The 25181-nt window shown below is 47.1% G+C and carries 25 protein-coding genes; 11 read left to right on the forward strand and 14 right to left on the reverse strand.

Annotation, left to right across the window (positions count from 1 at the left end; genetic code table 11):
- The first annotated feature begins 302 nt into the window (after positions 1-302).
- Positions 303-740: an IS200/IS605 family transposase gene (tnpA, locus tag OX890_RS06020; protein WP_268650249.1), complete on the forward strand. Its 438-nt coding sequence runs from the start codon at positions 303-305 to the stop codon at positions 738-740.
- An 83-nt stretch (positions 741-823) separates the two neighbouring features.
- Here the strand turns inward: tnpA and panC are convergent, their stop codons facing one another.
- The 7 genes from panC to sfsA form a co-directional block, all read right to left on the reverse strand.
- Positions 824-1669, reverse strand: coding sequence for a pantoate--beta-alanine ligase (gene panC, locus OX890_RS06025; RefSeq protein ID WP_071940073.1), 846 nt, complete (start codon positions 1667-1669; stop codon positions 824-826).
- A 27-nt stretch (positions 1670-1696) separates the two neighbouring features.
- Positions 1697-2491 carry a 3-methyl-2-oxobutanoate hydroxymethyltransferase gene (panB, locus tag OX890_RS06030; protein WP_006082971.1) on the reverse strand — a complete coding sequence of 265 codons (795 nt, stop codon included), beginning with the start codon at positions 2489-2491 and terminating at the stop codon, positions 1697-1699.
- A gap of 56 nt (positions 2492-2547) precedes the next feature.
- Positions 2548-3036 carry a 2-amino-4-hydroxy-6-hydroxymethyldihydropteridine diphosphokinase gene (folK, locus tag OX890_RS06035; RefSeq protein ID WP_268650250.1) on the reverse strand — a complete coding sequence of 163 codons (489 nt, stop codon included), beginning with the start codon at positions 3034-3036 and terminating at the stop codon, positions 2548-2550.
- Positions 3036-4577: a polynucleotide adenylyltransferase PcnB gene (locus OX890_RS06040; protein ID WP_268650251.1), complete on the reverse strand. Its 1542-nt coding sequence runs from the start codon at positions 4575-4577 to the stop codon at positions 3036-3038. Before OX890_RS06040 ends, folK begins: the two co-directional genes overlap by 1 nt.
- 19 nt (positions 4578-4596) lie before the next feature.
- Positions 4597-5511, reverse strand: a complete 915-nt coding sequence (gluQRS, locus tag OX890_RS06045) for a tRNA glutamyl-Q(34) synthetase GluQRS (protein WP_107946597.1) — start codon at positions 5509-5511, stop codon at positions 4597-4599.
- A gap of 163 nt (positions 5512-5674) precedes the next feature.
- The gene (gene dksA / locus OX890_RS06050; RefSeq protein WP_006082967.1) at positions 5675-6118 is read right to left on the reverse strand and encodes an RNA polymerase-binding protein DksA; all 444 of its coding nucleotides are present in this window, start codon (positions 6116-6118) and stop codon (positions 5675-5677) included.
- 163 nt (positions 6119-6281) lie between these two features.
- On the reverse strand, positions 6282-6986 hold the full coding sequence (gene sfsA, locus OX890_RS06055; protein ID WP_107946598.1) for a DNA/RNA nuclease SfsA: 705 nt from the start codon (positions 6984-6986) through the stop codon (positions 6282-6284).
- 181 nt (positions 6987-7167) lie between these two features.
- Between sfsA and pepB the strand changes: the two genes are divergently transcribed.
- Both pepB and OX890_RS06065 read left to right on the forward strand, forming a co-directional pair.
- Positions 7168-8460 carry an aminopeptidase PepB gene (gene pepB, locus OX890_RS06060; RefSeq protein WP_107946599.1) on the forward strand — a complete coding sequence of 431 codons (1293 nt, stop codon included), beginning with the start codon at positions 7168-7170 and terminating at the stop codon, positions 8458-8460.
- A gap of 190 nt (positions 8461-8650) precedes the next feature.
- Positions 8651-9160 carry a GNAT family N-acetyltransferase gene (locus tag OX890_RS06065; protein WP_268650252.1) on the forward strand — a complete coding sequence of 170 codons (510 nt, stop codon included), beginning with the start codon at positions 8651-8653 and terminating at the stop codon, positions 9158-9160.
- Between the two features lie 445 nt (positions 9161-9605).
- Here OX890_RS06065 and OX890_RS06070 read toward each other — a convergent pair whose 3' ends face one another.
- The 3 genes from OX890_RS06070 to OX890_RS06080 form a co-directional block, all read right to left on the reverse strand.
- A complete protein-coding gene (locus OX890_RS06070; protein ID WP_006082963.1) occupies positions 9606-10493 on the reverse strand; it encodes a phosphoribulokinase in 888 nt (295 codons plus the stop codon).
- 90 nt (positions 10494-10583) lie between these two features.
- Entirely contained in the window at positions 10584-10829 is a 246-nt protein-coding gene (locus OX890_RS06075) for a YheU family protein (RefSeq protein ID WP_006085983.1), read from the reverse strand.
- A complete protein-coding gene (locus tag OX890_RS06080) occupies positions 10813-11856 on the reverse strand; it encodes a hydrolase (RefSeq protein ID WP_268650253.1) in 1044 nt (347 codons plus the stop codon). Before OX890_RS06080 ends, OX890_RS06075 begins: the two co-directional genes overlap by 17 nt.
- Positions 11857-12044: 188 nt before the next feature.
- On the opposite strand from OX890_RS06080, the gene OX890_RS06085 reads away from it, so the two are divergent.
- Positions 12045-12551, forward strand: coding sequence for a hypothetical protein (locus OX890_RS06085; protein WP_063883924.1), 507 nt, complete (start codon positions 12045-12047; stop codon positions 12549-12551).
- Between the two features lie 69 nt (positions 12552-12620).
- The gene (locus OX890_RS06090; RefSeq protein ID WP_259562499.1) at positions 12621-14216 is read left to right on the forward strand and encodes a GMC family oxidoreductase; all 1596 of its coding nucleotides are present in this window, start codon (positions 12621-12623) and stop codon (positions 14214-14216) included.
- Between the two features lie 139 nt (positions 14217-14355).
- Here the strand turns inward: OX890_RS06090 and OX890_RS06095 are convergent, their stop codons facing one another.
- Both OX890_RS06095 and OX890_RS06100 read right to left on the reverse strand, forming a co-directional pair.
- Positions 14356-15021: a cupin domain-containing protein gene (locus tag OX890_RS06095; protein ID WP_107402586.1), complete on the reverse strand. Its 666-nt coding sequence runs from the start codon at positions 15019-15021 to the stop codon at positions 14356-14358.
- Between the two features lie 137 nt (positions 15022-15158).
- On the reverse strand, positions 15159-15941 hold the full coding sequence (locus tag OX890_RS06100; RefSeq protein ID WP_268650254.1) for an SDR family NAD(P)-dependent oxidoreductase: 783 nt from the start codon (positions 15939-15941) through the stop codon (positions 15159-15161).
- A gap of 102 nt (positions 15942-16043) precedes the next feature.
- On the opposite strand from OX890_RS06100, the gene OX890_RS06105 reads away from it, so the two are divergent.
- Positions 16044-16379 carry a winged helix-turn-helix transcriptional regulator gene (locus OX890_RS06105; protein WP_006082956.1) on the forward strand — a complete coding sequence of 112 codons (336 nt, stop codon included), beginning with the start codon at positions 16044-16046 and terminating at the stop codon, positions 16377-16379.
- Positions 16380-16492: 113 nt separating this feature from the next.
- Positions 16493-16903, forward strand: coding sequence for a GFA family protein (locus OX890_RS06110; protein WP_268650255.1), 411 nt, complete (start codon positions 16493-16495; stop codon positions 16901-16903).
- 84 nt (positions 16904-16987) lie between these two features.
- On the opposite strand, the gene OX890_RS06115 is transcribed toward OX890_RS06110, so the two are convergent.
- Positions 16988-17449: a TIGR02444 family protein gene (locus tag OX890_RS06115; protein ID WP_126491226.1), complete on the reverse strand. Its 462-nt coding sequence runs from the start codon at positions 17447-17449 to the stop codon at positions 16988-16990.
- A gap of 54 nt (positions 17450-17503) precedes the next feature.
- Positions 17504-19417: an ABC transporter ATP-binding protein gene (locus OX890_RS06120; RefSeq protein WP_006085975.1), complete on the reverse strand. Its 1914-nt coding sequence runs from the start codon at positions 19415-19417 to the stop codon at positions 17504-17506.
- Positions 19418-19670: 253 nt separating this feature from the next.
- On the opposite strand from OX890_RS06120, the gene OX890_RS06125 reads away from it, so the two are divergent.
- From OX890_RS06125 to dbpA, 4 genes are all read left to right on the forward strand, one after another.
- Positions 19671-19874: a YheV family putative zinc ribbon protein gene (locus OX890_RS06125; protein ID WP_012088350.1), complete on the forward strand. Its 204-nt coding sequence runs from the start codon at positions 19671-19673 to the stop codon at positions 19872-19874.
- Between the two features lie 1064 nt (positions 19875-20938).
- The gene (locus OX890_RS06130; protein WP_259522133.1) at positions 20939-21409 is read left to right on the forward strand and encodes a Dps family protein; all 471 of its coding nucleotides are present in this window, start codon (positions 20939-20941) and stop codon (positions 21407-21409) included.
- 802 nt (positions 21410-22211) lie between these two features.
- Complete coding sequence (locus tag OX890_RS06135) at positions 22212-23069, forward strand: pirin family protein (protein WP_126491229.1); 858 nt, start codon at positions 22212-22214, stop codon at positions 23067-23069.
- A gap of 320 nt (positions 23070-23389) precedes the next feature.
- Positions 23390-24766: an ATP-dependent RNA helicase DbpA gene (gene dbpA / locus OX890_RS06140; RefSeq protein WP_268650597.1), complete on the forward strand. Its 1377-nt coding sequence runs from the start codon at positions 23390-23392 to the stop codon at positions 24764-24766.
- Positions 24767-25181: the final 415 nt, after the last annotated feature.

Genomic DNA, 25181 nt, shown 5'->3' on the forward strand with positions numbered 1-25181 from the left:
CGTTTATTGTCGTGGCCAACTTTTTACTTAGCGTTAACATCTGCATCATACTATGGCGTAAGTTTAGGGATAAAACCAGTTTTTTGACGATTCAATTTTTTGGCGCTAGGGTTGATTCTAAACAAGAAAATTGAGGGTGCTAGGGAGATTAAAACATAAAAAAAGGAGCGAGCGCTCCTTTTTATTGTCATCCCAAAACCACCGCCTCTGGCGGTGGTGATTGTTCCTTGAGGCTATAGCCTGAATTACGCCCATGCTAAAAGAGACTTCTTATTCACCACAAGTAAGAGGAAACGAAAAGCATGGGCGATTATAGAAGTTCATCACATGTTTATTGGCGTTGCAAATATCATATTGTTTGGACTCCGAAGTACCGTTTTAAAATTTTAAAAGGAAACCTTGGTAAGGAGTTATATAGGTCAATTTATATCCTTTGCAATATGAAGGGTTGTGAGGTTTTAGAATTAAACGTTCAGATAGACCACGTTCACTTGGTAGTCATAATCCCGCCGAAGCTGTCAGTATCAACGCTGATGGGAGTATTGAAAGGAAGAAGTGCGATAAGGCTATTCAATAAATTCCCTTATGTACGTAAAAAGCTATGGGGCAATAGCTTTTGGGCCAGAGGTTATTTTGTAGATACAGTAGGGATTAATGAAGAAATCATTAGACGATATGTACGCCATCAAGATAAACAAGATCAGGAACATGAGGCTCAATTGTCGTTGCAGATGATGTAGGTTCTTGGAATAGCCCCTTCCAGGGGCAAGTCAAAGCCGCCTTCTAAGAAGGCGGATTCTTTACTGATTGATAACGCTAAGTGTTAGCGATCGAACCTTAAGTTATCGATAAGCCGCGCTTTGCCTATATAGGCCGCGGCCAAAATCACTAAGGTTTGATCTTGATTTTGGGCTTGTTCCAGCGTGTGAGCGTGGCGAATTTCGAGGTAATCCGGCGTAAAACCAGCCGCGACTAAACTGGCTTTTGCTTGCTCAGTCACTTGCTCAAAGCTTTCGCCTTGCTTGATCCCTGCGGCCATGGCATCTATGGCTTGTTTTAGCGCAGGCGCTGCGGCTTTTTCTGCGGCAGTGAGGTAACCATTGCGCGAACTCATGGCTAAACCTGAGTCCTCACGTATGGTATCGACACCGATAATTTCAATCGGCAATGACAAGTCTTCAACCATAGTTTTGATCACTAATAGCTGTTGATAGTCTTTATTACCGAATAGGGCCACATCGGGCTGTACTATGTTAAACAGTTTACAAACGATAGTCGCAACGCCACGGAAATGCCCCGGACGACTCGCACCACAAAGCACGTTGGAAATCCCAGGGACTTCGACATAGGTTTGTTGCTCTAGACCCTTGGGATACATCACGGCTGGCGTTGGAGTGAATAACAGCTCAGCGCCAGCAGCCGTGAGGGCTTCGCTGTCGGCAGCGAGTGTGCGTGGGTAGGCATCCAGATCTTCGTTCTGACCAAATTGCATTGGATTAACGAAAATAGAGGCCACCACATGGTCGCACTTGCTCGCCGCTTCTTTGACTAAAGTAATGTGTCCCTGATGGAGATTACCCATGGTAGGCACAAAGGCGACAGTTTCGCCCTTGGCACGCCATGCACGCACTTGGGTGCGAATATCATCAATATGGGCGCTAGTGATCATTGAGCCTTACCTTGCATAAATCGGTTATTAGTTAAAAGTGTGTTCTTCGCCAGGGAATGTTCCTTGGGCAACTTCGTCGATATAAGCACGCACGGCAGAACGAATTTCACCGGTTTGCTTCAGGTAGTTTTTCGAGAAACGTGGAATATAACCACTTGAAATACCTAACACATCATGCATCACCAAAATTTGGCCATCGGTCGATGCGCCCGCGCCAATCCCAATAACCGGAATTGTTAAGGCTTGAGTGATCGCCGCTGCGAGTGGCGCTGGAATGCATTCCACAACCAATAGTTGAGCACCGGCTGCTTCTAATGCTTTTGCTTCGTCGAGGATGCGCTGGGCATTTTCGGCGTCGCGGCCTTGCACTTTAAAACCACCAAACACATGGACTGACTGAGGCGTTAGCCCTAAGTGAGCACACACGGGAATACCGCGTTCGGTTAGCTTAGTGACCGTTTCGAGTAACCAGTGGCCACCTTCGACTTTGACCATGTTCGCGCCAGCCTGCATCAACTCAGTGGCATTAACCATAGCTTGTTCTGGTGTGGCGTAACTCATAAAGGGCATATCGGCGATCAGCAGGGCACGTTCGATACCGCGACGGACACAGCGAGTATGGTAAGCGATATCTGCCGTAGAGACGGGTAGGGTATCGTCATGGCCTTGGAGAACCATTCCTAGAGAATCGCCGACGAGCAGCACATCTACACCTTCGCTATCGAACGCGCTGGCAAAACTGGCATCATAGGCTGTCAGTGCCGTGAATTTTCTACCTTCCTGTTTGTATTTCAACAGGGTTGAGCTAGTAATTTTAGACATATGGATGATCTTCAAACCAAATAGAAGTGGTGTTATAAGCTAACTGGGGACGGACTTCAATGATCAATGCCCAGTTGTTGTAACTCGGCCAACATTTTTGTATCGATAAGACTGCCGATTGCAGTGTTGCACGGCAGAATAAGATTCGGTGCGATTGCGGCTAAAGGCACGAGCACAAAGCTGCGCTCTTTCATGCCGTAGTGGGGCACTTTGAGTCTAGGTATGTCAATGTTTTCATTGCCATACAGGAGTATATCGAGATCTAAGGTTCTGGGCCCCCAACGTTCAAGGCGCACTCGTCCTTGGGTGTTTTCGATATGCTGCAATGCATCGAGTAAGGCTAATGGCTCAAGATCAGTATCGAAACTGGCCACCGCATTAACATAATCGGGTTGCACCACATCGCCCATGGGCGTCGAATGGTAATAGGGGGAAACCAGTAGACTATTGCCTAAGGCTAATGCGGACAATGCCGTGACGGCATTGTCCAATTGCGTCTTGGGATCTTCAAGATTTGCGCCTAATGCGACGTAGACGCGAGGCATTATTCAGCCGCTTTCGCTTTTGGCGTGCCACTTGTTTTAGGTGCGCTCGTCGCGGCTGAACCATCTGCATTCGGCGCGCGAGGACGGCGACGACGTTGAGTGGCATTACGGTTACGATTCGGCGATTGACTGCCGCTGCGCGCAATGGCTAAGCGTTCAGTTTCATCGGCTTCAACAAACTGTTGCCACCAAGCGGCACTCTTAGCGACATTACCCGCCTCGACTTCGCCCCTGAGCAATAGCAAATCGTATGCGGCTCTAAACTTAGGGTGTTCCATCAGTTTAAAGGCGCGAGTGCCTTGGCTACGATCAAAGCGTAACTGTAACTGCCAAATGTCTTTTGCTGGCGTACTAAAACGGCGTGGAATGCTAATGGTTTGGCATTGCTGCTCCATCACATCGCCCATAGCGGCAAAGAAGGCATCGTATAACGTCAGGCCACTTTCAACGGCAATATCTTCGGCGCGTTGACGCAGTGGATACCAGAGAAGCGCAGCATAGAAGAATGAAGGCGTCACTGGCTTATCTTCGTTAACTCTTTGATCTGTGCTCTTCATGATGGCTTGCACCATTTTCATGGTCGTGCCTTTAGGATCATCTTTTAGCAGAGCGGCCACTTGCGGAAATAGCGGCGCGAATAGCTTGTATTCTTGCATCAGTTCGAAGTTGGCTAAGGCTTTGCCTGCAAAGAAGAGTTTCAGCACTTCTTCGTACATACGCGCTGCGGGAATATCTTTTAGCAGTGGCGCTAATTGTTTAATCGGCGCTGCTGTAACTGTTTCGATACCCATGTTGAGTTTAGTGGCGAAACGCACCGCCCTTAACATACGTACCGGATCTTCACGGTAACGGGTTTCTGGATCGCCAATTAATCTTAGTGTGCCAGCTTTAAGATCTGTCATGCCGCCGCCGTAGCTACGGATCGAGTAATCGCTGATATCGTAATAGAGGGCATTCACGGTAAAGTCGCGGCGCTCAGCATCTTCGTCGATTTCGCCATAGACGTTATCACGTAGCAAACGCCCTTCGGCATTAGCTTTAGAGACTTTCTCATTGCTTTCGCCATGGTGACCACGAAAGGTCGCCACTTCGATAACATCGCGGCCGAAAACGATATGGGCCAGACGGAAACGACGACCGACGACTCGGCAGTTGCGGAATAGTTTTTTGATTTCTTCCGGCGTCGCATTGGTCACGACGTCGAAATCTTTCGGTTCAATCCCTAAGAGTAAATCGCGTACACCGCCGCCGACTAAATAGGCTTTAAAACCTGATTTATTCAGTCTGTATAATACCTTAAGGGCATTTTCGCTGATTTGTTTGCGCGAGATGGTATGGGCATCTCTCGGCACTAACTCTAAGCTTAACGCACCGGAACTTTGTTCAGGTGTTGTTGGTTCAATCTGAGCTTGAGTCGGAGCGGTCGTTTTAGGCGCGTCTTCAAATAGCTGTTTGCAGAATTGGCTGATACGGCGAAAAATGGGACACCTCGAAATATGATCTGTTATTTGATTAAAAATCTGGCGGCTATCATATACCAAATGCAGCCTAATGAGTATATCAGGGCTCGATCAGTATCTCAGATTGTTGCGGTATAGTGGATAATTGAAACTGATTTACGGCTTGAGCGAGCATTTGTGCCACAGAACCTTGGGTCTCAACAGGTTGTTGGCCTAAAAATGCCAGCGCCGCATTGAGGCTCGACTGTGGATTAAGTGTATCAATCGCTTGCGCATGATTTTGTTTAGAGAGTTTAAATCCCTTGCTCAAACAGGCAAGCGGCAAGTGCAACCATTGCGGTGCAGCCAAGCCAAAGTTTTGATACAAACTCAGTTGGCGACAACTGGCTTCGATTAAGTCACAACCTCGAACCACTTCTGTGATGCCTTGATAGGCATCGTCGAGCACTACGGCCAGTTGATAGGCGTACAGGCCATCGCTGCGTTTGATAATAAAATCCTCGGCGGCAAAATGGCTATCGACGCAAATATGCCCCATGAGGTTATCGTCAAATTGTTGCACTTGCGCGGTATTAACTATCCGCACCGCCCCAGACTTAACCACATTTGCAGCTTGGGTTTGTGGCAAGCGGTGACAGCGGCCATCGTAGACACCGCCCATGGCTTGAATTTGCTTGCGACTACATTGGCAGAAATAGGCTTTATCTTGGGCGAGTAGTGAATCAATTTGTGCTTGATAGGCCGCAGTGCGCTGGCTCTGATACAAAGGCACATCATCCCACTCAAATCCATAGGCTTCTAAGGTGCGCAAGATATCATCGGCGGCGCCTTTGACTTCCCGTGGAGGATCGATGTCTTCAATGCGAATTAACCATTTACCCTGTTGCGAACGCGCACGCAGATAACTGCCAAGGGCGGCGATAAGCGAGCCAAAGTGCAAGGCACCCGAAGGCGAAGGCGCAAAACGTCCGACATAGGGGCGATGAGTTGAAGTTGGAGAAGATAAAGTCGCCATATTACTGAGTTAGCAGTTAGTGTCAGTCAAAGTGGGCGTATTTTAGAGGGATACAAGGATAAAAGCGAATCGGGGTAAATTGGAGTGAGCTTGGCTTCAACTCTAAGAGTCAAGGTGTTGTTAGAAACAAATAGGCGGGGAAATCCCCGCCCAGTATGCTTGATTAACCAGCCATTTGTTTCTCTTTGATCTCTGCAAGCGTTTTACAGTCGATACATTGATCGGCTGTTGGACGCGCTTCGAGACGGCGGATGCCGATTTCGATACCGCAAGAATCACAGAAGCCGAAATCGTCTTCTTCAATTTTTTGCAGTGTTTTTTCGATTTTTTTGATCAGCTTACGTTCTCTATCGCGAGCACGAAGTTCGAGGCTAAACTCTTCTTCTTGTGCTGCACGGTCAACAGGATCGGGAAAGTTTGCGGCTTCGTCCTGCATGTGGCTAAGAGTACGGTCGACCTCTTCACGCAACTGATTGCGCCAAGCTTCAAGAATTGTCTTGAAGTGACCCAGTTGCTTAGCGTTCATATACTCCTCACCCGGTTTTTCCTGGTAAGGATTTACACCTGCGATAGCGAGTACGCCAAGTTTTTTGGTGCCTTCAGGCATAACGCATCTCCTGTAATCATTTGCGTTTGTAGGGCGTCCTTAAGAACGGCCGCTATCTATAGCAGAATCTTCACATCGAGGCAAACTTTTCATTCTGCTTTGATTGAATTTTTTGACTATGTTCGCTAATTCAAATGAAATCAAATTTAACTCAGCCTTAACATCATACTCGGACAGCACAGGCTTGGGCTAGGTGAATCTCAGTCGGGGACATTTCGCAGCGATAGGCAAGGACTTCAACTCCAGCTAACACTGCTTTTTTCAGTAACTTAGCATATTCAGGGTCGATATGTGCTGCGGGGGCAACACTGAATATGTCACTGTGCTGCACCACAAACAGCAATACGGCTCTGTGGCCTTGGCTGACCATGTGCATCAACTCACGTAAATGTTTTTGACCTCGTAGGCTTACAGCATCAGGAAAATAACCTTGGCCATCCTCGAGCAAAGTACAACTTTTGACTTCTATATAACAGGCGGGTTTTTGAGCACCCTGTAGCAGGATGTCGATGCGGCTATTTTCATCACCATATTTAACTTCACGGCTTAGGCTGTCATAACCTGTGAGCTCCTTGATGATACCTTTATTGATGGCTTCTTCGGCTAAGGTGTTCGCTTGACCCGAGTGGATACCGATTAGGCCAGTATCTGGCGTGGTCATCAGTTCCCATGTATGGGCATACTTACGTTTAGGGTTATCAGAGGTAGAAAACCATACTGTTTCACCGGGATACAGGCAATTACGCATAGAACCCGTATTGGGGCAATGCAGAGTGATCTCACTGCCGTCGCTTAACTGCACATCGGCCAGAAAACGTTTATAGCGGCGCAGTAAAATGCCCTGTTGTAGTGGCGGAGTAAATTCCATCGGTAGACCTATATCGGCTGTTCTAGGCCGCAAAGCCTAGCAAATTTCGCAAATGTTTACAGATTTTACCTGAGTAACTTCAGCCAATCGCTTTGCGTCATCGCCTGCTAGCAGTAAACTGCCGCCATAAAGTTTGTTCTGATTGATTGTTCTAAAACGAATCGAAAAATAAGGATCCCTAATGAGTGAACTAAAAGTAACTGAATTAATGAAAGTGCAATTAACCAAAGAAGCGCCGGCCGCCCACTGGGGCAAAGCCGATGTGACTTATACCGCCGACGGTGCGCAAATTCATTTAGCGGGTGGTGATGAGCTGCGTCAAATTCAAATGGCGGCCCGTAAACTGCGCAGTCAAGGCATTAGCTGTGTGGTATTAGCCGGGCAGCTTTGGGATCTCAATAGCCAGTGGGTGTTTGCCCAAGGTTTCGCGACGGCAAAACCAGGTTATCAAATCCATTGGTGTGGTGATGAAGCTGTACAAGCTGAATTGCAACGTCGACTCGATGTGGCAACCTTTGCCCGTCAACTGATCAACGATACGCCTGAAAACCTATCGCCGGTGAAGCTTGCCCAACAAGCGGCGAAATGGTTGGCTGAAATCGGTGGCGACAAAGTGAGCTATCGGATTATCGAAGGCGAAGCGCTGCTCGAAGAACAGTGGATTGGTATCCATGCTGTCGGTCGCGGCAGTGAGCGTCCACCAGCAATGTTAGAGTTAGACTTCAACCCATTAGCCGCCGATGCACCCGTGTCTGTGGCGCTTGTGGGGAAAGGGATTACCTTTGATTCTGGCGGTTACAGCATCAAAGCCTCTGAAGGCATGTTAGGCATGAAATGCGACATGGGCGGCGCGGCGACTGTGACTGCAGCGCTCGGTTTAGCAATTAAATCTGGCCTAAACAAACGGGTTAAACTCTTCTTATGTTGTGCTGAAAACTTGATCAGCGGCCGTGCCTATAAGTTAGGTGATATTTTGACCTACAAAAATGGTGTAACAGTTGAAGTGGTGAACACAGATGCGGAAGGGCGCCTAGTGTTGGCCGATGGTCTGCAAGCCGCTTCTGCGACAGGCGCTCCTTTTATTATCGATGCAGCGACCCTTACAGGCGCCGCTGTGATGGCGGTGGGTTCTAACTACAACGCGATTTTCTCGCCACAGACAGATGTGTTGCAACTGGCCCAGCAAAAAGCCACGAGTGTTGCCGAGCGCGTATGGCCGCTGCCGCTGGATCCTTGGCACAAAGAAATGTGTCCATCAGCCTATGCTGACACAGCCAACAGCCGCGCAATGAAAGGTGGCGGTGCCGGTGGTGCTTCTAATGCGGCAGGTTTCCTATGGCGCTTTGTTTCACCAGAAGCTAAATGGTTGCACGTTGATTTAGCGGGCGCCTTTGAAGATTCAGCTTCTGCCATGTGGGGCGCGGGTGCAACGACCCACGGAGTATTGACCATTAGTGAATTGATCAAAGGCTAAACCTAGCTCTACACTTAACGCTAAGACTTAAGTCAGATAGGTTAGCGCAGATCCATTAAGGTTCTGCTGACTGGATTAACACCGCCTACGGGCGGTTTTTTATTGGGTGAAATACTAGGCCGATAGTTTACTTGGCGTTTCAGCGGCTTCATGGCATGTTATGGCTGAGCGTTTTTAATCGGGAAACATGATGATAACTATACGAAAAGCAACGAAAGCAGATGCTCAGGCCTGCTGGGATATCCGCAATGCTGCCATCAATAAAGGCTGCGCCGGATTTTATGATGCGGGCGATCTGATTATTTGGACCGAAGGCGAACTGACCGAGCAATTTAGTCGTATTGTCGATGCGCATTTTTATGTGGCAGAACAATCCAGTGATGCGTCGCCGCTTAAGAGAGTGGTCGGTATGGTTATGTTGGATGAACCCTATGCCCAGTTAGAAGCGCTGTTTGTCTCCCCCGATACTATGGGGCTTGGGGTCGGTAAAGTGCTACTGCAATTTATTGAAACCATGGCTTTTAATCAGGGCATTGCTCAGTTGAGGTTGGAATCGACTTTGAATGCGGTAGATTTTTATCGCCACTGTGGTTTTGGTGGTGAAGGTTTAGAAGAGGAATCCATCTACTGCTCGCCCAGAGGCATAGCCTTAGAGTGCATGGTGATGTACAAGAATCTCGTGCGTAGAAAATCAGTTTAAAATACAGGCTGGATCAAGCACAGGTATGGAGTTAACTGTTTATTAAGAGGTTGCTGGCGAACCGAAGGGAATCAATGGATGTGGAATTAATTATTCATAAGAGGTTGCTGACATACTTAAGGTAATCAATAGATCAAGCACGGATGTGGAATTAACTTTGAAGACTTAACGTTACGTTAAAAGGTTGCTGACACACTCAAGGAAATCAACAGATCAAGCATGGATGTGGAATTAACTGTTCATAAGAGGTTGCTGACATACTCAAGGAAATCAACAGATCAAGATGGGGGAATTAACTCCCAAGAGTATGCCAACTATCGTTCTTTCGCCTGAAATCCCGATGCCGACAAGATTAGCGCTAATGGCTTAAATCAAACTTAATCTATTGCAAAAAAAGACTTTATTTCCTTAGCCTTTAGTCAAACCCGCCTCAATCCGCTAGGGTTTAGTTCGCTTCTGGAGTATTGAGTTGCTGGCGTTTTTCCATCAAATCTTTAATCAAAGGCGTGAGGATAAGCTCCATGGCCAGTGACATTTTACCGCCGGGCACCACTAAGGTGTTAACCCGTGACATAAATGATCCTTGGATCATATTAAGGTAATAGGGGAAATCGACATTATTGATGCCGCGAAAGCGGATCACCACAAAGCTCTCGTCTAAGCTCGGAATATCTTTGGCGCTAAAGGGGTTAGAGGTATCGACCGTTGGCACCCGCTGAAAGTTAATGTGAGTGCGGGAGAACTGCGGCGTCATGTGCTTAATATAGTCATCCATACTGCGCACAATTGAGCCCATGACTTTTTCACGGCTGTGGCCGCGCTCTGATGTGTCACGGATAATTTTTTGGATCCATTCTAAGTTGACTATGGGCACCATGCCGATCAATAGATCGACATGCTGGGCGACATTGGCGTCACCGGTAACCACGCCGCCATGCAGGCCTTCGTAGTAGAGCATGTCGGTATTTTCTGGCAAGGGTCGCCATTGGGTAAAAGTGCCGGGCATCTGGTTAAAAGGCACTGCCTCATCGAAGGTGTGTAAATAGCTGCGGGTTTCGCCTTGGCCTGTGGCGCTGTAATCGCGAAAGCATTGTTCCAAGCGGGCAAAGTTATTGGCCTCTGGGCCAAAATAGCTGAGGTTGCGGTTTTCAGCTTGGGATTTGCGGATCATCACTTCCATTTCAGCGCGGGTAAAATGATGAAAGCTGTCGCCTTCGACAAAGGCGGCGTTAATCCCTAGTTGGCGAAAAATATGGCTAAAGGCGGTGGTAGTCGTGGTGGTTCCCGCGCCTGATGAGCCTGTAACTGCAATAATGGGATGTTTTGCTGACATTTTTTCTACCTAGCTAGGAACCAAAAGAGCCGCTTATGGGGAAGCGATAAAAACGCGAGTACTATTTATACGGTACAGAGGTAGGACTGGTCAATCTTGCTGCTGTGCTATTTGATCCGCCGAGCGTATCGCGAAGGACTCATCGTCCTCACTGTACTCTAATTTCAGCTTACCTTGTTTAAGTGCTTGTTGACATTGGACTATCGCCTGAGCTAGTTCCTGCTCATCAAGACTGGCAAAGCTGCCATCCTCCACTTGACCGAAGAGATATTCGCGGATCAGATTGGCGAGCGTTTCCTTCGGGAGTTGTAATAGGGTTTCATAGGGAATGAGCATCGGTGCTTCCTTGGGGAATATTGTCGCCGTTGATGGGCTCTACGCTAAGTGGGTCAACACTTTGATCGCCGAGTAAAAAGTGTAAAATCCGTCGCTCAAGATAGAAGCGCGGTTTCCAAGGTGTACCGCCTTCGATAAAGCCAACATGACCGCCATAGGGATGCAGTTCGTATTCGACATAACCCGATAATTGGTTTTGCTGGGGGATCACTTCATCGGTCATAAAGGGATCGTCCTTGGCATGGATGATAAGCGTCGGTTTAGTAATGCGGCTGACAAAGGGTAAACCACTGGCACGCGTATAGTAATCGTCGACGCCGTCAAAGCCGTGCAATGGCGCTGTGACTTTATCGTCAAAATCATAGAAGGTATTTAAACGGTCGACCTGCAACTGGCTCAACGGCATAGAGATGGCTAAGTCGGGATCGTTCAGTTTATGGCTGATTTTTTGCTGCAACTGTTTGATTAAATAGCTTTGATATACTTTCGAAAAACCATTTTCTAAACGTTTTGCGCAGGCGGACAATTGCAGCGGCGCCGAGACAACCACAGCGCGAGCTAATAAACCGTCATCCTGATATTCGCCCTGATACTTAGTCAGTACATTGCCGCCTAAGCTGTAACCTACGGCTAATAAGGGCGATTGAGGATACGCGCTTTTCAGTGTCGATAGACTAAACTGTAAATCGTCCGTGTCGCCACTGTGATAACTGCGAGCGAGGCGATTAGCTTCACCCGAGCAACTTCTGTGATGGTGCACGACGGCTGCGAGTTGCTGTTCTTTACAGGCTTGCAGTATCCGCCGCGCATAATGGGACTGAGCACTTCCTTCTAAGCCGTGGATGATCACCACGATAGGTTTGCCAGACTGCGGAAAATCCTGCCAATCTAAATCGACAAAATCGCCATCGGGCAACTCTAAGCGCTGCCGCTGTAATGCTGGTTTGGCCACTTTAGTGAATACGGGTAAAATCGTTTGTACATGGGGACTCTTGGCCCACCAAGGCGGCATAAAGGAATTTGGCATGGGTGTTTATCTTGGTATCGGCTATTGCTGAAAATTAAAACGTGTGTTTAATTTATATCCAAGCGACTTCAAAATGCTGAAATTCTTATTTTGAGGTCGCATGGATATAAACGCGTGGGCAGTTTAGCACAATTGTTTTTTATGCTGATATTTAGGCCGACATTTAGATTGATATTTAGGAGATAGAGATGAAGCGACGAACCTTTTTGATGGGCGCGTTTGCCGGTACGGCGGCGTTAGCCTTAGGGGTCAATCTCTATTCTCCTGAGTTTAGTTTGCCCAAGGACAGCGAAGGCAAAGATTATCGTTTGTTGTTTAGCGTGCTTTTACCGGTAATGCTCGACGGCGCTTTGCCCGATGTGGCAACTCACAAGCTCGCGGCGCAAAATCGCACTTTAGATGCCATCAAACAGTCAATTTCTGTGCTACCCGAGGAGCAGCAAACCGAGTTATTTGAACTGCTCGATATGCTCGAAAATCGCCTAGGCTTACTCGTACTGACCTCAAGCATGACACCGTTATTGATGCGCTCTCCCGCCGAGTTAACTGAAATGCTAGAAACTTGGCGCCACAGTTATTTTGCGCTGTTACAAACCGCTTATCTCGGGTTGCGGGAATTAGTGATGGCCAGTTACTACGCTTGCCCTGAACACTGGAGCCGCCTGCATTATGCCAAACCTGAACTGTTCAAATAGCTCGCCCGTTTGTAACCGAATAAAACGTCCAATAATAAGCATCTTACCCGCGACAGTGGAGCACTCAAGTTGGCAGTCATAGATCCTATAGTGAATGGTTTAAACTCAGGTTGGTTACATACCGACGCGAGCCAATTGCAAGAAAACCAACAGTTTGAAGCCGATGTTATTATTGTCGGCACAGGTGCTGGCGGCGGTGTGGCGGCCGAAATCCTCACCCAAGCTGGGCTAAGCGTGATCATGATTGAGGCGGGGCCGCTAAAATCCTCCAGTGATTTTAATATGGAAGAGCGGGTCGCTTATCCCAACTTGTATCAACAAGCCGCGGCGATGAAAACCGCCGACAAGGCGATTGGGATTTTTCAAGGCCGCGCAGTCGGTGGCTCAACCACAGTTAACTGGACCACTTCTATTCGCACGCCGACCGAAGCGTTAGCTTTTTGGGCGCAACATAAGTCGGTTGCAGGGCTTAATCGCGAGAGCTTAGACCCTTGGTTTGAGCAAATGGAGCAGCGGCTCAATATCCATGAATGGAACTATGAGCCTAACCGTAATAATGCCGCCCTGAAGCAAGGTTGTATCAATCTTGGCTGGGAATACACAGTCATTAAACGCAATGTGGCGGGTTGTTGGAATACTGGCTATTGCGGCATGGGTTGTCCGGTCAATGCGAAGCAATCTATGTTAGTGACCACGATTCCCTCGGCACTTGAGAAAGGCGCGCAGCTGATTAGCCGTGCTAAAGTGACTAAGATTGAGCACCATAACGGCCAAGTGTTTGCGTTAAAGGCGCAGGCGTTGGATGTGAATTTACGACCCACTAACGTTGAGCTGTTATTTAAGGCTAAACATTATATTTTGAGTGCGGGCGCTCTCCATACGCCGACGATTTTGATGCGCTCGCAGGTGCCCGATCCCCACAAACTTTTGGGTAAACGCACTTTTTTACATCCGACTTTGTTATCCGGCGGCGTGTTTGCCGATTCGATCAATGGCCATAGTGGCGCGCCGCAATCTATCTATTCCGATGAATTTGTGTGGAAGAATGACGCCGATGGGGAGCTCGGCTATAAACTCGAAGTGCCGCCAGTGCACCCGATTTTAATTGCCTCTAAAACCTTAGGTTATGGCGCGAGTCATGCCGAGTTAATGGCGCAGTTCAATCAGTTGCAAGTGACGATTGCCCTAATCCGCGATGGTTATCATCCCGACAGTCAGGGTGGTGAAGTGCACTTAACGCCTAAGGGATTTACCCTAGATTATCCGCTGACCGATGCCTTTTGGCGGGCAGCGAGACGCGCTTTTGCCAGTATGGCGGAGCTACAATTCTCGGCGGGTGCCTTAAAAGTGTTGCCGATCAGCGATGGTATGCCTTACTTATCTTCGTGGAAAGACGCCAAAGAGAGCATTGCGCAGATGTCACTCGCGCCACTGCGCACTATCGTCGCATCGGCGCACGTGATGGGCGGTTGTCCCTTCGGCGAAGATGAAAAGCTTTCTATGGTAAATAGTTATGGTCAGTCGCACTATTTAGAAAATCTGTCAGTAATGGATGGGTCTATCTTCCCGACCAGCCTTGGCGCTAACCCGCAGCTGTCGATTTATGGCATCACAGCACGTAATGCCACCGCACTCGCGCAAAAGCTCACCGACGGCAAAGGGTGATGTTACCTTAGCCAATGATTCTGATGCAGAAGCTTACTTGCAGATAGCTCAGCTGCAGAAGGCTTAGTTGCAAAAACGTATGTAGCAGCAACTTATACTGTAAAAACGTATGTTGGCTAAGACAATGCTCGCCGTGGATTTAGGGTTGAATCGTGCTAATGGGTAAATGTCCTGTTTTCACTAAGATAATGGTTTCCTCTTCGACAAAAGGAAAATGGCCGCTCATGTGCGGACTGCGTATCCAAGTGTGGCGCGGATATTCCCCTTGCTCATCTTGAAACTTGCCCGATAACACCAATATTTCTTCGCCGCCAAAATGCCGATGGGGTTGAAAGGTTTCACCCTTAGGCCATTTAACTAACGCAGTATGTTCATGCTCGAACTCATGTAGCGGCATCACTTGTAAGCCGCCTATGCCTTGTAACCACTCAGTCTTCTGAGTGTTAATCTTGACCACATCAAGATCTCGCGGATCGAATTGATTGAGCTTTACTAAGATCACGCAGCCTTCTTGGCTAAACGGCGCGTGTTGGCTCCCTGGCGGATGGCGAAGATAACTGCCCGCGGGGTAATCGCCGTTTTCATCGGAAAATACCCCTTCGAGTACAAAAATTTCCTCGCCCAGCGGATGCGGGTGGGTCGCAAACTGCGAACCCGCGTCATATTTCACTATGCTGCTGGTGTGTCCTGACTCTTTAGCCTCCCGCTCGAGTGGTTTGCGCCAAACGCCTTGAGCAGGACTTGGCAACCAGGGTTGCTGCTGCGTATCAATAACGACACGTTCGCTAAAGTTCATATTGAGCATAGTGTTAGACCTTATTTAACCTTAACTTAGAATAGTGATTGTTTACTGTGTTCGTTGCGTCTTGCTGCGCTAACAGTGCGCTAATTGAGTAAGCGCACCGTTAGCTACGCACTAGCATACTCGCTGTGTCTGCAATATTAGTTGCGTCCAGCCATCACGCCGCCATCAACATCCCAAATCGCGCCGGTAACCCAGCTAGTGTCATCGGATAGAAGAAAACAAATGCTGTTTGCTACATCGGCTGGCGTGCCGACTCTACCAATAGGGTGAAAAGCGTTGAAGCTTTCAATCACTTGGTCTAGCTCTGCCTCTGGGATAAAAGCGTTATAGATGGGCGTATTCACCACGGCAGGTGAAACCGCGTTGACGCGAATATGCTTGTCTGCCAGTTCCATCGCTAAGTGCTGGGTTAATGCGTGTAATCCTGCTTTGGCCATGGAATACGCTGACGAAGGTGTGGCTTTAACCGCTTGTTTTGCCCACATAGAACCTATGTTCACTATACTACCACCGCCCGCATCAATCATCTTGTGGGTTACGGCTTGAGTGATTTTGAACAGGGCTTTATTTAACGCCATATAGAGATCGTAATCAGCCTCTGAGTGGTCGATAAAGGATTTGGGATTGAAATACCCCGCCGCATTGACTAGGTAGCCGACCTTTTGCTTAAGCTGGGTAATGTGCGCAATCAGCCGATTAACATCCGCAGCTTGGTAAAGGTTGGCTTGAAAACCGTCGACGCGTAACTCGGCTGCTGGATGGGCTTGTTTGATCGCAGCAACGGCTGCGGTGAGTTTATCTTGTTGATTACCGACGATGAGCACTGATACGCCTTGTTCGGCCAGTTGTTTGGCCGTTTCGAAACCTATGCCACTGCTACCACCGACAATAATGGCGAGATTTGAGGTATTAAATTGCATTTTCTACTCCTAAGTATTATCAAGGTGGTAATCTTAAGAACTCAATAACTGTCTGAACAGTAAGTACAAATAGGTAAGGCAGGTACTTTTTGGTACATCTTTATGAATAACAATGAAAAAATTATTTCACGCAAATCGCCCCCTGAGCGTTCAGCGCGTATGGTCGAGACGATTTATGGTTGTAAATGGTCATTAACGGTTTATCAGCTGTTGGCCAGTGGGGTACAAAGACCGGGGGAAATGGTGCGATCCGTTGAGGGGCTCTCAACTAAGGTATTGAATCAATGTTTAAAAAAGAACATAGAATTTGGCATCTTAGATAAGGTCATTTATAACGAGCTGCCGCCGCGTGTCGAGTATCAAGTGACTGAGTTTGGCCAAAAATTTCTGCATATTTTGGATGAGCTGGAAAAGTTACAGCAAGAAATCGACGCTTAATTAACGTTCTTTTGTAGCAGTTCAATTTCGATAAGGTAAATCGCAGCGGTTTATTTTATCGAGATGAAGCGCTACTCAAGGGAGCGTGCGGGTAGTCGGAAATAGGAGTGTATATGCCTAAAAAGAGATTACGGGAAGGCGGCTGCTTATGCGGGGCGATTCGTTATCAGATTGAAGGTGAACCCTTTGATGCGGATTATTGCCACTGCCGTTCGTGCCAAAAAAGCACGGGATCTGCATTTGGTGCTTGGATGGATTTCAAGAGAGGCCAAGTTAGATGGTTGAAAGGTCTGGTAACTGAGTTCGCATCGTCCGAACTTATCCGTCGTGGATTTTGTGACAAGTGCGGTACATCGTTAACTTACCGACATACTCAATATCCCGATTATTCGACCTTGAGCATAGCGAGTCTGGACGACGCTAACCAAGTTCAGCCTAGGTACCATATTTATACTGAGAGTCAGTTGAATTGGTTGGTGATCAAGGATGACTGTCAACGCTATCCACAAGGCCGCAGCTGTTAGCGGTTCAGATGATCATAGTGTTAATTTGATTGAGCTCGATCTAACTTAGCTGTGCTTGATTTAACGTGATTTGTTTGGATTAGATCAGGGCGCGATGAGGCCGATTTCGTTGGCGTCCATGTCACTGAGTCCAAACAAGCTTAAGTAGCTCACCAGATTCGTTGCTTGGCCGCTTGGGCTGAGTTCATTGAGTTTATTTAAGATGGTTCGCTGCGCTTTACGTTCCATCATCAGCTCAACGGCGAGCATTTGTTGATACTCTTGCTCATTCAAGCTGGACTTGGCGAGTTTGCGTAATTTGCGGTAGGGCATGAGAAATCTTTCATCCCATTCACCCACGGCGCTCATCAGCGTTTGCCATTGGTCTGTGCTGTATTGCTGCGGCCCAGACACATCCATAGTGATATCTAAATATTGTGCCAGTAGCAGTAGATTGACGTTCACCTGACAGCTATTTTGCAATTCGAGACAGAGTGCTTTGTTTTGCGCATAGCTCATATCACACCATTGCCAGAGTTGACTGTCGAACTGGGTTAAAACCGCCATACTATTTCCTTGTATTGCCGCTGCTACTGACTTTTATGTAAAAGAATGCTGGAGTTATTGTTGCTCCATGACCTCAAGTTCCATTGCATCTATCTCTTCTTGCAACTCGAGCCATTGCATTTCACTGTCTTCTAAGGTTTGCGTCAAGCTCGTTCGCTCAGTTAATACCGAGGTTAGCTTGGCTTTGTTATCTTGATCATACAATTCGCTATCGGCCAGCAAGTGTTCTAGCTCGGCGAGGCGTTCGCTCAGCTTTTGCTGTTCGGTTTCTAACTTAGTTTGTTTGCGCTTGAGCGGCGATACCTTTTGGCGGATTTCGGCCTCGAGGCGTTTTTGCTGTTTTTTATCGGCGGCAGGTTTGATCTCGTCGCTGGTGCTGTTTTGATTCGAGTTGGCTTTCGCCGCATCGAGCAACCATTGGTGATAATCGTCTAAGTCACCGTCGAAGGCGCGCACTTCACCTTGATCGACCAGATAGTAATCGCTACAGGTTAATCGCAGTAAATGCCTATCGTGCGAGACGACAACCATAGCACCTTCAAAGGTTTGCAGTGCCATTGTTAGGGCGTGGCGCATCTCTAAGTCTAAATGGTTGGTGGGTTCATCGAGCAGCAATAGGTTAGGGCGTTGCCAAACTAATAACGCCAACACTAAACGGGCTTTCTCGCCGCCGGAGAAGGGGCGCACCGGAGAAAGCGCCATATCGCCGTTAAAACCAAAACCGCCTAAGAAGTTACGCAACTCTTGCTCTCTGGCATTGGGTGCAAGACGCACTAAATGCTGCATCGGCGTATCGTCGAGGCGCAAAAATTCGATTTGATGCTGGGCAAAGTAACCGATATTGACGCCAGGATTAGGTTCATACAAACCTGTCATTGGCGATAACTGACCCGATAACAGCTTGATTAATGTCGATTTACCTGCGCCGTTACGGCCGAGTAAACCAATGCGTGCACCCGGCACTAAGTTTAAATGCACCTTACTCAGGATTGGCTTATCGCTATAACCGATCGCGACTTGCTCCATCTTAATCAGTGGATTGGGCAGGGCTTCTGGGGCGCGAAACTCCATATAAAAGGGGCTGTCGGCTTGAGACGGCAACAACTCAGTCATGCGCTCTAACGCCTTTAAGCGGCTCTGGGCTTGTTTGGCTTTACTGGCCTTATAACGGAAACGGTCAACGAAGGACTGCATGTGCGCACGTTCTTTTTGTTGACGCTCGAAGGCAACCTGTTGCTGCGACATACGTTCAGCACGAATGCGCTCAAAGGCACTGTAATTGCCTTTGTAGAAATTGAGTTTTTGATTTTCAACGTGGACGATTTCATCAACGATTTCATCGATAAAGTCCCTATCATGGCTGATTAAAATCAGCGTGCCTTGATAGGACTTAATCCAACCTTCGAGCCAGTACATGGTATCTAAGTCTAAGTGGTTGGTGGGTTCGTCGAGGAGCAATAAGTCAGAGCGGCACAGTAACGCTTGGGCTAAGTTGAGGCGCATACGCCAGCCGCCCGAAAAGCTTTTCACTGGATTGCTTTGATCGGCTTCACTAAAGCCCAGACCCGCTAACAATGAACCCGCGCGCGAATGAATCGCATAACCACCGATAGCGTCGATTTTACCGTGTAAGAGTGCGATGGCATTGCCGTCGTTATCTTCTTGGGCCTTGTGTAATAGGGCTTCTAATTGACGATATTCGCTATCGCCATCGATCACATATTCCAGTGCCGAGACGTCGAGCGCAGGGGTTTCTTGGGCCACAGTGGCAATTTGCCAGCCAGAAGGCAGACTAAATTCACCTTTATCTAGGCTTAAGTGACCTAAAATTAATGCGAGCAGTGAAGATTTGCCTGTGCCGTTAGCACCGACTAAACCGACCTTATGGCCGGGATAAATCGTGAGAGAGGTCTCATCTAGCAGGGTTTTGCTGCCACGGATTAATTGCGCTTGGTTGATGCTGATCATTGACTACAACTTGGTTAGAACGTGAATTCGTCAGGGCACAGATAATAGCGTACAACCCAGTTTCAAACCACAGCCTGACCCGATAACTCGGACAATTATTCGACTTTTCAGGACGATCTTCAGCGAATCGCATCACATCGACCTAAGGCCTCATACTTTCAGGTAACACTGGTATTCAATCATCAGTGTGGCAAAATAGCGCCAATTTATTCGGCCGAGTCCCTTGGCCCTGCTATCTGGTCCTTTATCTATTATGACAAACACTAAAATCAAAAAGCGTTTCGTAGCCGGTGCTAAGTGCCCAAAATGCAGCGCTAAAGACAGCATTTTACTCTACAAGGAAAACGGCATCGAAACCGTTGAATGTACTGAGTGTGATTACCGTGAACAGCAAACCGATGAAAAGGTCACAGAAAAAGCCACCGGAGCAGTGATCGGCGTATTTAAACCGGATTAGGTTGAAGATTCAATTCAAGTGAGAATCTGAATGTGACCACTTTTAAGGTCACATTCTAAAGCTTGGCTAACCATTCAAGATAACGGTCTCGTCAGTTGTGCAGCATGAATTGTCATTGTTTCCCCAGTGACTCGCCGCCCTTTTATTTAAAAAAGTATCCCTATAAGCTCGATGGTGGCATCCGTGTCGCCAACGTTTACTGGTGCAATAATGCCAATCTTGGGAATGTTCTCTATATCTCAGCCTGTCCTAAAAAGCTCATGCCCCAAAGCAAGATAACTTTGTCGTCAGTTGTGCAGCATGAATTGTCGTTGTTTCCCCAGTGACTCGCCGTAAATATATCCCTATAGGCTCGACGGCGGCATCCATGCCGCCAACGGTCACTGTTGCAACAATGCCAATCTTAACTAACCCTATCGCTGTTCGTTTAGCTAAAAAGCTATTGCCTCAACGGCTCAAAGATTAGTCCCTTGTTGTCTGATAGCTAGAGATACAAAAAGTAATAGATACTAAAAAGTAAGACCTGACCGTGAGGGATTGCAACCACCGTTACAGTGAATCAGACTTGCCTAGTCTGATTCATGTCCTGACACACCGTCTTTTTGCGTTAGCTTTGGGCTAACGCGTTTTTGCCCCATTCCGTGTTTCAGCTCGTTAGCTTAATCAAAAACTCCCGCTCCTGTTACCATACAAATTCTCATCTTTTTTCCTAATGTTTGATCCTGCCGTAAATCGCCTTACAATGTATGGGTATACAGTCGTATTTAAATTTAGGTATTTTTGGATGATTTGAAGACAAGAACAGTGCGCACTAACTCCATTAGCAACAAATAAAACTCTATAAAATTAGATGACTATAGTAGCTGACTTTTAGTTAATAGGTTTGGAAAACGCGCATGCGCGTTTTTCCAGATGGTTTATTTAGCAGAAAGATGATAAGTTCTTTACATACAAATAGTTAACCGTGTGCGTTTTCACTGGTTCAACGAGGTAAACGCGCATGCGTACGAATAAAATGTTAAGTTCGGTCAGTAGTTTAATTGAACCATAGAGAGGAAAGCAAAATGACAGATATTGATATAGGAATTAATGCGGAAGATAGAGTGAAGATCGCTGAAGGTCTCAAACGCCTTTTAGCTGACTCATATACTTTATATTTACAAACACATAATTTTCACTGGAACGTGAGTGGGCCTCAATTCCGTGAGCTACATTTGATGTTTGAAGAGCACTACACTGAGCTGGCTATTGCTGTTGATGATATAGCGGAACGTATACGTACTCTAGATGTGGCCGCTCCGGGGACATACAAAGAGTTTTCAAAACTTAGTTCTATTGAAGAAGTTGAAGGCGTTCCAAGTTCGGAAGAAATGGTTGATTTACTGACTAAAGGGCATGAGCAAGTAATTAAGACCTCTAGAGATGTATTAAAACTTGCGCAGTCTGCAGATGACGAGTCAACGGCAGCTTTGGTCTCTGATCGTTTGCGCATACATGAAAAAACATCATGGATGCTGAGAGCTACGAGAAAGTAGATTAGTGATTCAGAACTTAACAAGTCAAAGCACTCGGACGCAGCAAAGCTGCGCCGGTGTTTGAGGCGTTATCTCCATAGAAATTTGAATCCGAAACTGACGAGTTAGAGCAAAGGGTATATCACGCTTTTGTCCAAAAATGAGCTAGTAGAATCACTCTACACCAGACTGATTCACGCCAACCGCTAAAACCCGTCCCAACCCCCCGTTTGCGGCTATTCTGGGGCGGTTTTTTCCCTTAAGATGAATCAAATCTCTAGAGAACTGATTCATGTTCCTGTTACGCCCATTCTGACTAGTTATATCAAGCGTTGATTGGTTTGTAGTCGAAAGAGGCGTTATTAATAGAATATCTAATCCGAATCTGACTAATATAGAGTAAATTATCTGACAAGGTTATGCTCCATTTTTAGATGACAAAACAGTTGTATCGGGTGTGAGAATTGCCATTGGGGCATCAGTGACCGTTGGCGACATGGATGTCGCCGTCGAGCCCTCATGGAAGAGTTTACGGCGTGTCACTGGGGAGATAATGGCAATTACCTCTGAACCAGTGATCAAACGTTATTCAGTTTTTCTTTCAAAACGCTTAAGTGATCAGTCTCGTTTAGGCTAGCAAGAACGCCTTGTGCTCAATCTTCAACCATTCTACTTTTTCGAAAAATCCAAGCGTGATTTCGCGTTATTCTTTTGTAAACTTCCTTGTTATTCTGCCTCCATCAGCAAAGCGTTTGCGTCTTGTGTTAGCCGTATGATCTTGGCGTTTCACGCACAGCTTTGCTCAACCGATAGGAGAGCAGCAATGAAAGTATTAAGTCAGTTTTCCGCCAAAGCCGCGATGGATGGCGATGGGGTCAATATTCGCCGTGTCGCCGATTTTGTGACGACTAAATTTGATCCTTTCTTGATGATCGACGAAATAAAATCCGATGATGAACAAGACTTTATTGGCGGTTTTCCCGCACATCCCCATCGCGGAATGGAGACCTTCACTTATATTCGTAAGGGCGGTTTTGAGCACCGTGACCAAATGGGCAATGTGAAGGCGATTCGTGCCGGCGATGTGCAGTGGATGAGTACCGGGTTTGGGGTAGTGCATTCTGAAATGCCACTTGCCGATGCTGTCGATGGTCTGCATGGATTCCAAATTTGGGTCAACATGCCCGCCAAAGACAAGCTGCGTCCAGCTAAGTATCAAGATACTGCGGGTAGCGCGAGCGTTGAAGCGACCAATAACACTGGCGCTAGCTTAAAAGCCTTAGCGGGTGATTGGGGCTTTAAAGATCAGCCACTGATTAGTGCGGCTATTCAAGGATTAGCGGGCGAAGCTGCCATTGCTGATTTGAGCCTAGCGCCAAATGCTGAGGCCACGCTTGATTTGTCTCAACACGAGTTTGTCGCCTTGTACTTGTACCAAGGTGACTTAAGCAAGGGTGAAGATTCACAGTGGTCATATCATCAGGGCGAGTTTTTAGTGCTCGATAGCCAAACTGTGCTTAAGCTTAAAGCCGATGAGCGCGGCGCTGGGATGTTACTGTTTGCGGGGAAACCTATCCGTGAAAAAATCGTCCAGATGGGTCCATTTGTAATGAACACCCAAGCGGAAATTCAGCAGGCGATTCGCGATTATCAAGAAGGGCGTTTCGGCCAAATCGCGTAATTTGTTAAATCTGTCGCGCTGAGCTAATTCTAAACCCAAGCCTAAATCTAAGCCCTGTATCCCTACAGGGCTTTTTGTTGCTGTTCGGTCTGCTATCTCTATTGCTTAAGGACTTGAGGCAAAAGCCGCGCTTTGTTGCTACAATACCCATGCTTTTGGGTTGAGCGAGCCTAGCGCTTTATTCTTAACTCAAGCTAGCCTGAATCTTGATAGAACAGTTTAATCGATAAGTAACGCAATTTCAGTAACCTAGCAGCCGCTTCGTTACCCACCACAGGATATTCACCTTGAGCAACTCTGATACTAAGCCTAATCCATCAATGGCTTTTTCGACTCTTAAGCTAAAACCCGAACTGCTTGAGAACCTTTCTTCTATGGGCTACAACGAGATGACGCCAATTCAGGCGCAAAGTTTGCCACCCATTTTAGCGGGGCAGGATGTGATAGGTCAGGGTAAAACTGGCTCGGGTAAAACGGCCGCCTTCGGCTTAGGATTACTGAACAAGTTAGACGTTAAACGCTTTCGTATTCAAACCTTAGTGTTATGCCCAACCCGCGAGTTGGCCGACCAAGTGGCGCAGGAAATCCGTACCCTTGCCCGTGGTATTCATAACGTTAAAGTACTGACACTTTGCGGCGGTGTGCCTATGGGGCCACAGGTTGGCTCGCTGGAACACGGCGCGCACATTATTGTGGGTACACCTGGCCGTATCGTCGATCACTTAGATCGCAATCGCCTAGATTTAATTAATCTCAACATGTTAGTGCTCGATGAAGCTGATCGCATGTTAGAAATGGGCTTTCAACCCGCCCTCGATGCGATTATCGAACAAGCCCCGCGTGAGCGTCAGACGTTGCTATTTAGCGCGACGTTCCCTGAGCAAATTCAATCGATTGCTAAGCAAATCATGTATGACCCAAGCATGGTTAAAGTTGAAGGTAATCACGACAGCTTGAGCATAGCCCAACATTTTTATCATTTAGACGATGACAAGGCGCGTATGCAAGCGCTGCAATTATTGTTGTTAGAACATAAGCCTGAAAGCGCAGTGGTGTTCTGTAACACTAAACGCGAAACCCAAAAAGTGGCCGATGAGCTTGAAGGCTTAGGCTTTAGCGTATTGGCTTTGCACGGTGATTTAGAGCAAAGAGACAGGGACGAAACCTTGCTGCAATTTGCTAATAAGAGTGCCTGTGTATTAGTGGCGACCGACGTTGCCGCCCGTGGTTTAGATATCGATGCGCTGGATGCCGTGTTTAACTATCACGTTGCCTACGACACCGAAGTCCACATTCACCGTATCGGTCGTACTGGCCGTGCGGGCAGTAAAGGCGCCGCTTATACCTTCTATAACGATCAAGACGGTTACAAAATTGCCTTGTTAGAAGAGTATTTAGAGCGCGAAATTACCAGCGAATCACTGCCATCTGAAAGCCTGCTCGGCAACACGCCTGCAGCGCCAACCATGATCACTTTGCAGATCGATGGCGGTAAGAAAGAAAAACTGCGTCCAGGGGATATCTTAGGCGCGCTGACGGGCGAAAACGGTATCGAAGGCTCACAGGTGGGTAAAATCCAAGTGACCGATTATCGCGCCTATGTGGCCGTTAATCGTAAGGTTGCCAAGAAAGCGCTGAACAAAATTACTGGCGGCCGCATTAAAGGAAAATCTTACCGCGCTTGGCCAATGAAGTAAGCTTGCTTTTACGAATAAATTTTTAGAAAAATTATTTTGAAGCACAAAATAAAATGAGCCGTTTCGGCTCATTTTACGTTTAATGCTTTATTCGTGTGGTAGCCGTCAATTGGCGCAATGTGATTATCCATATACTGGGATGAGATAGTTTATTTTTTAGAACTCACATTTAAATATTATTCATAACCCATTTTCACTATGGCATTTTTGAGTTGGTCTAATGCGGAATCGCAGTGCTATCATCAAGCAGCGATATTTTTCGTTAGTTTAACTTTTGCAGTTTAATTCTAGTGGGTATTTTATATCACTTTGATGTAATTGAAATATAGATTTATTTTTAAAATAAAATTTTTATAAACTATCGAATAGTTAAATCAGCTGCTAAATTTTGATCAGCATTTTTAAGATAAATTGA

Source organism: Shewanella sp. DAU305 (genome assembly GCF_026802235.1).
Classification (GTDB): domain Bacteria; phylum Pseudomonadota; class Gammaproteobacteria; order Enterobacterales; family Shewanellaceae; genus Shewanella; species Shewanella baltica.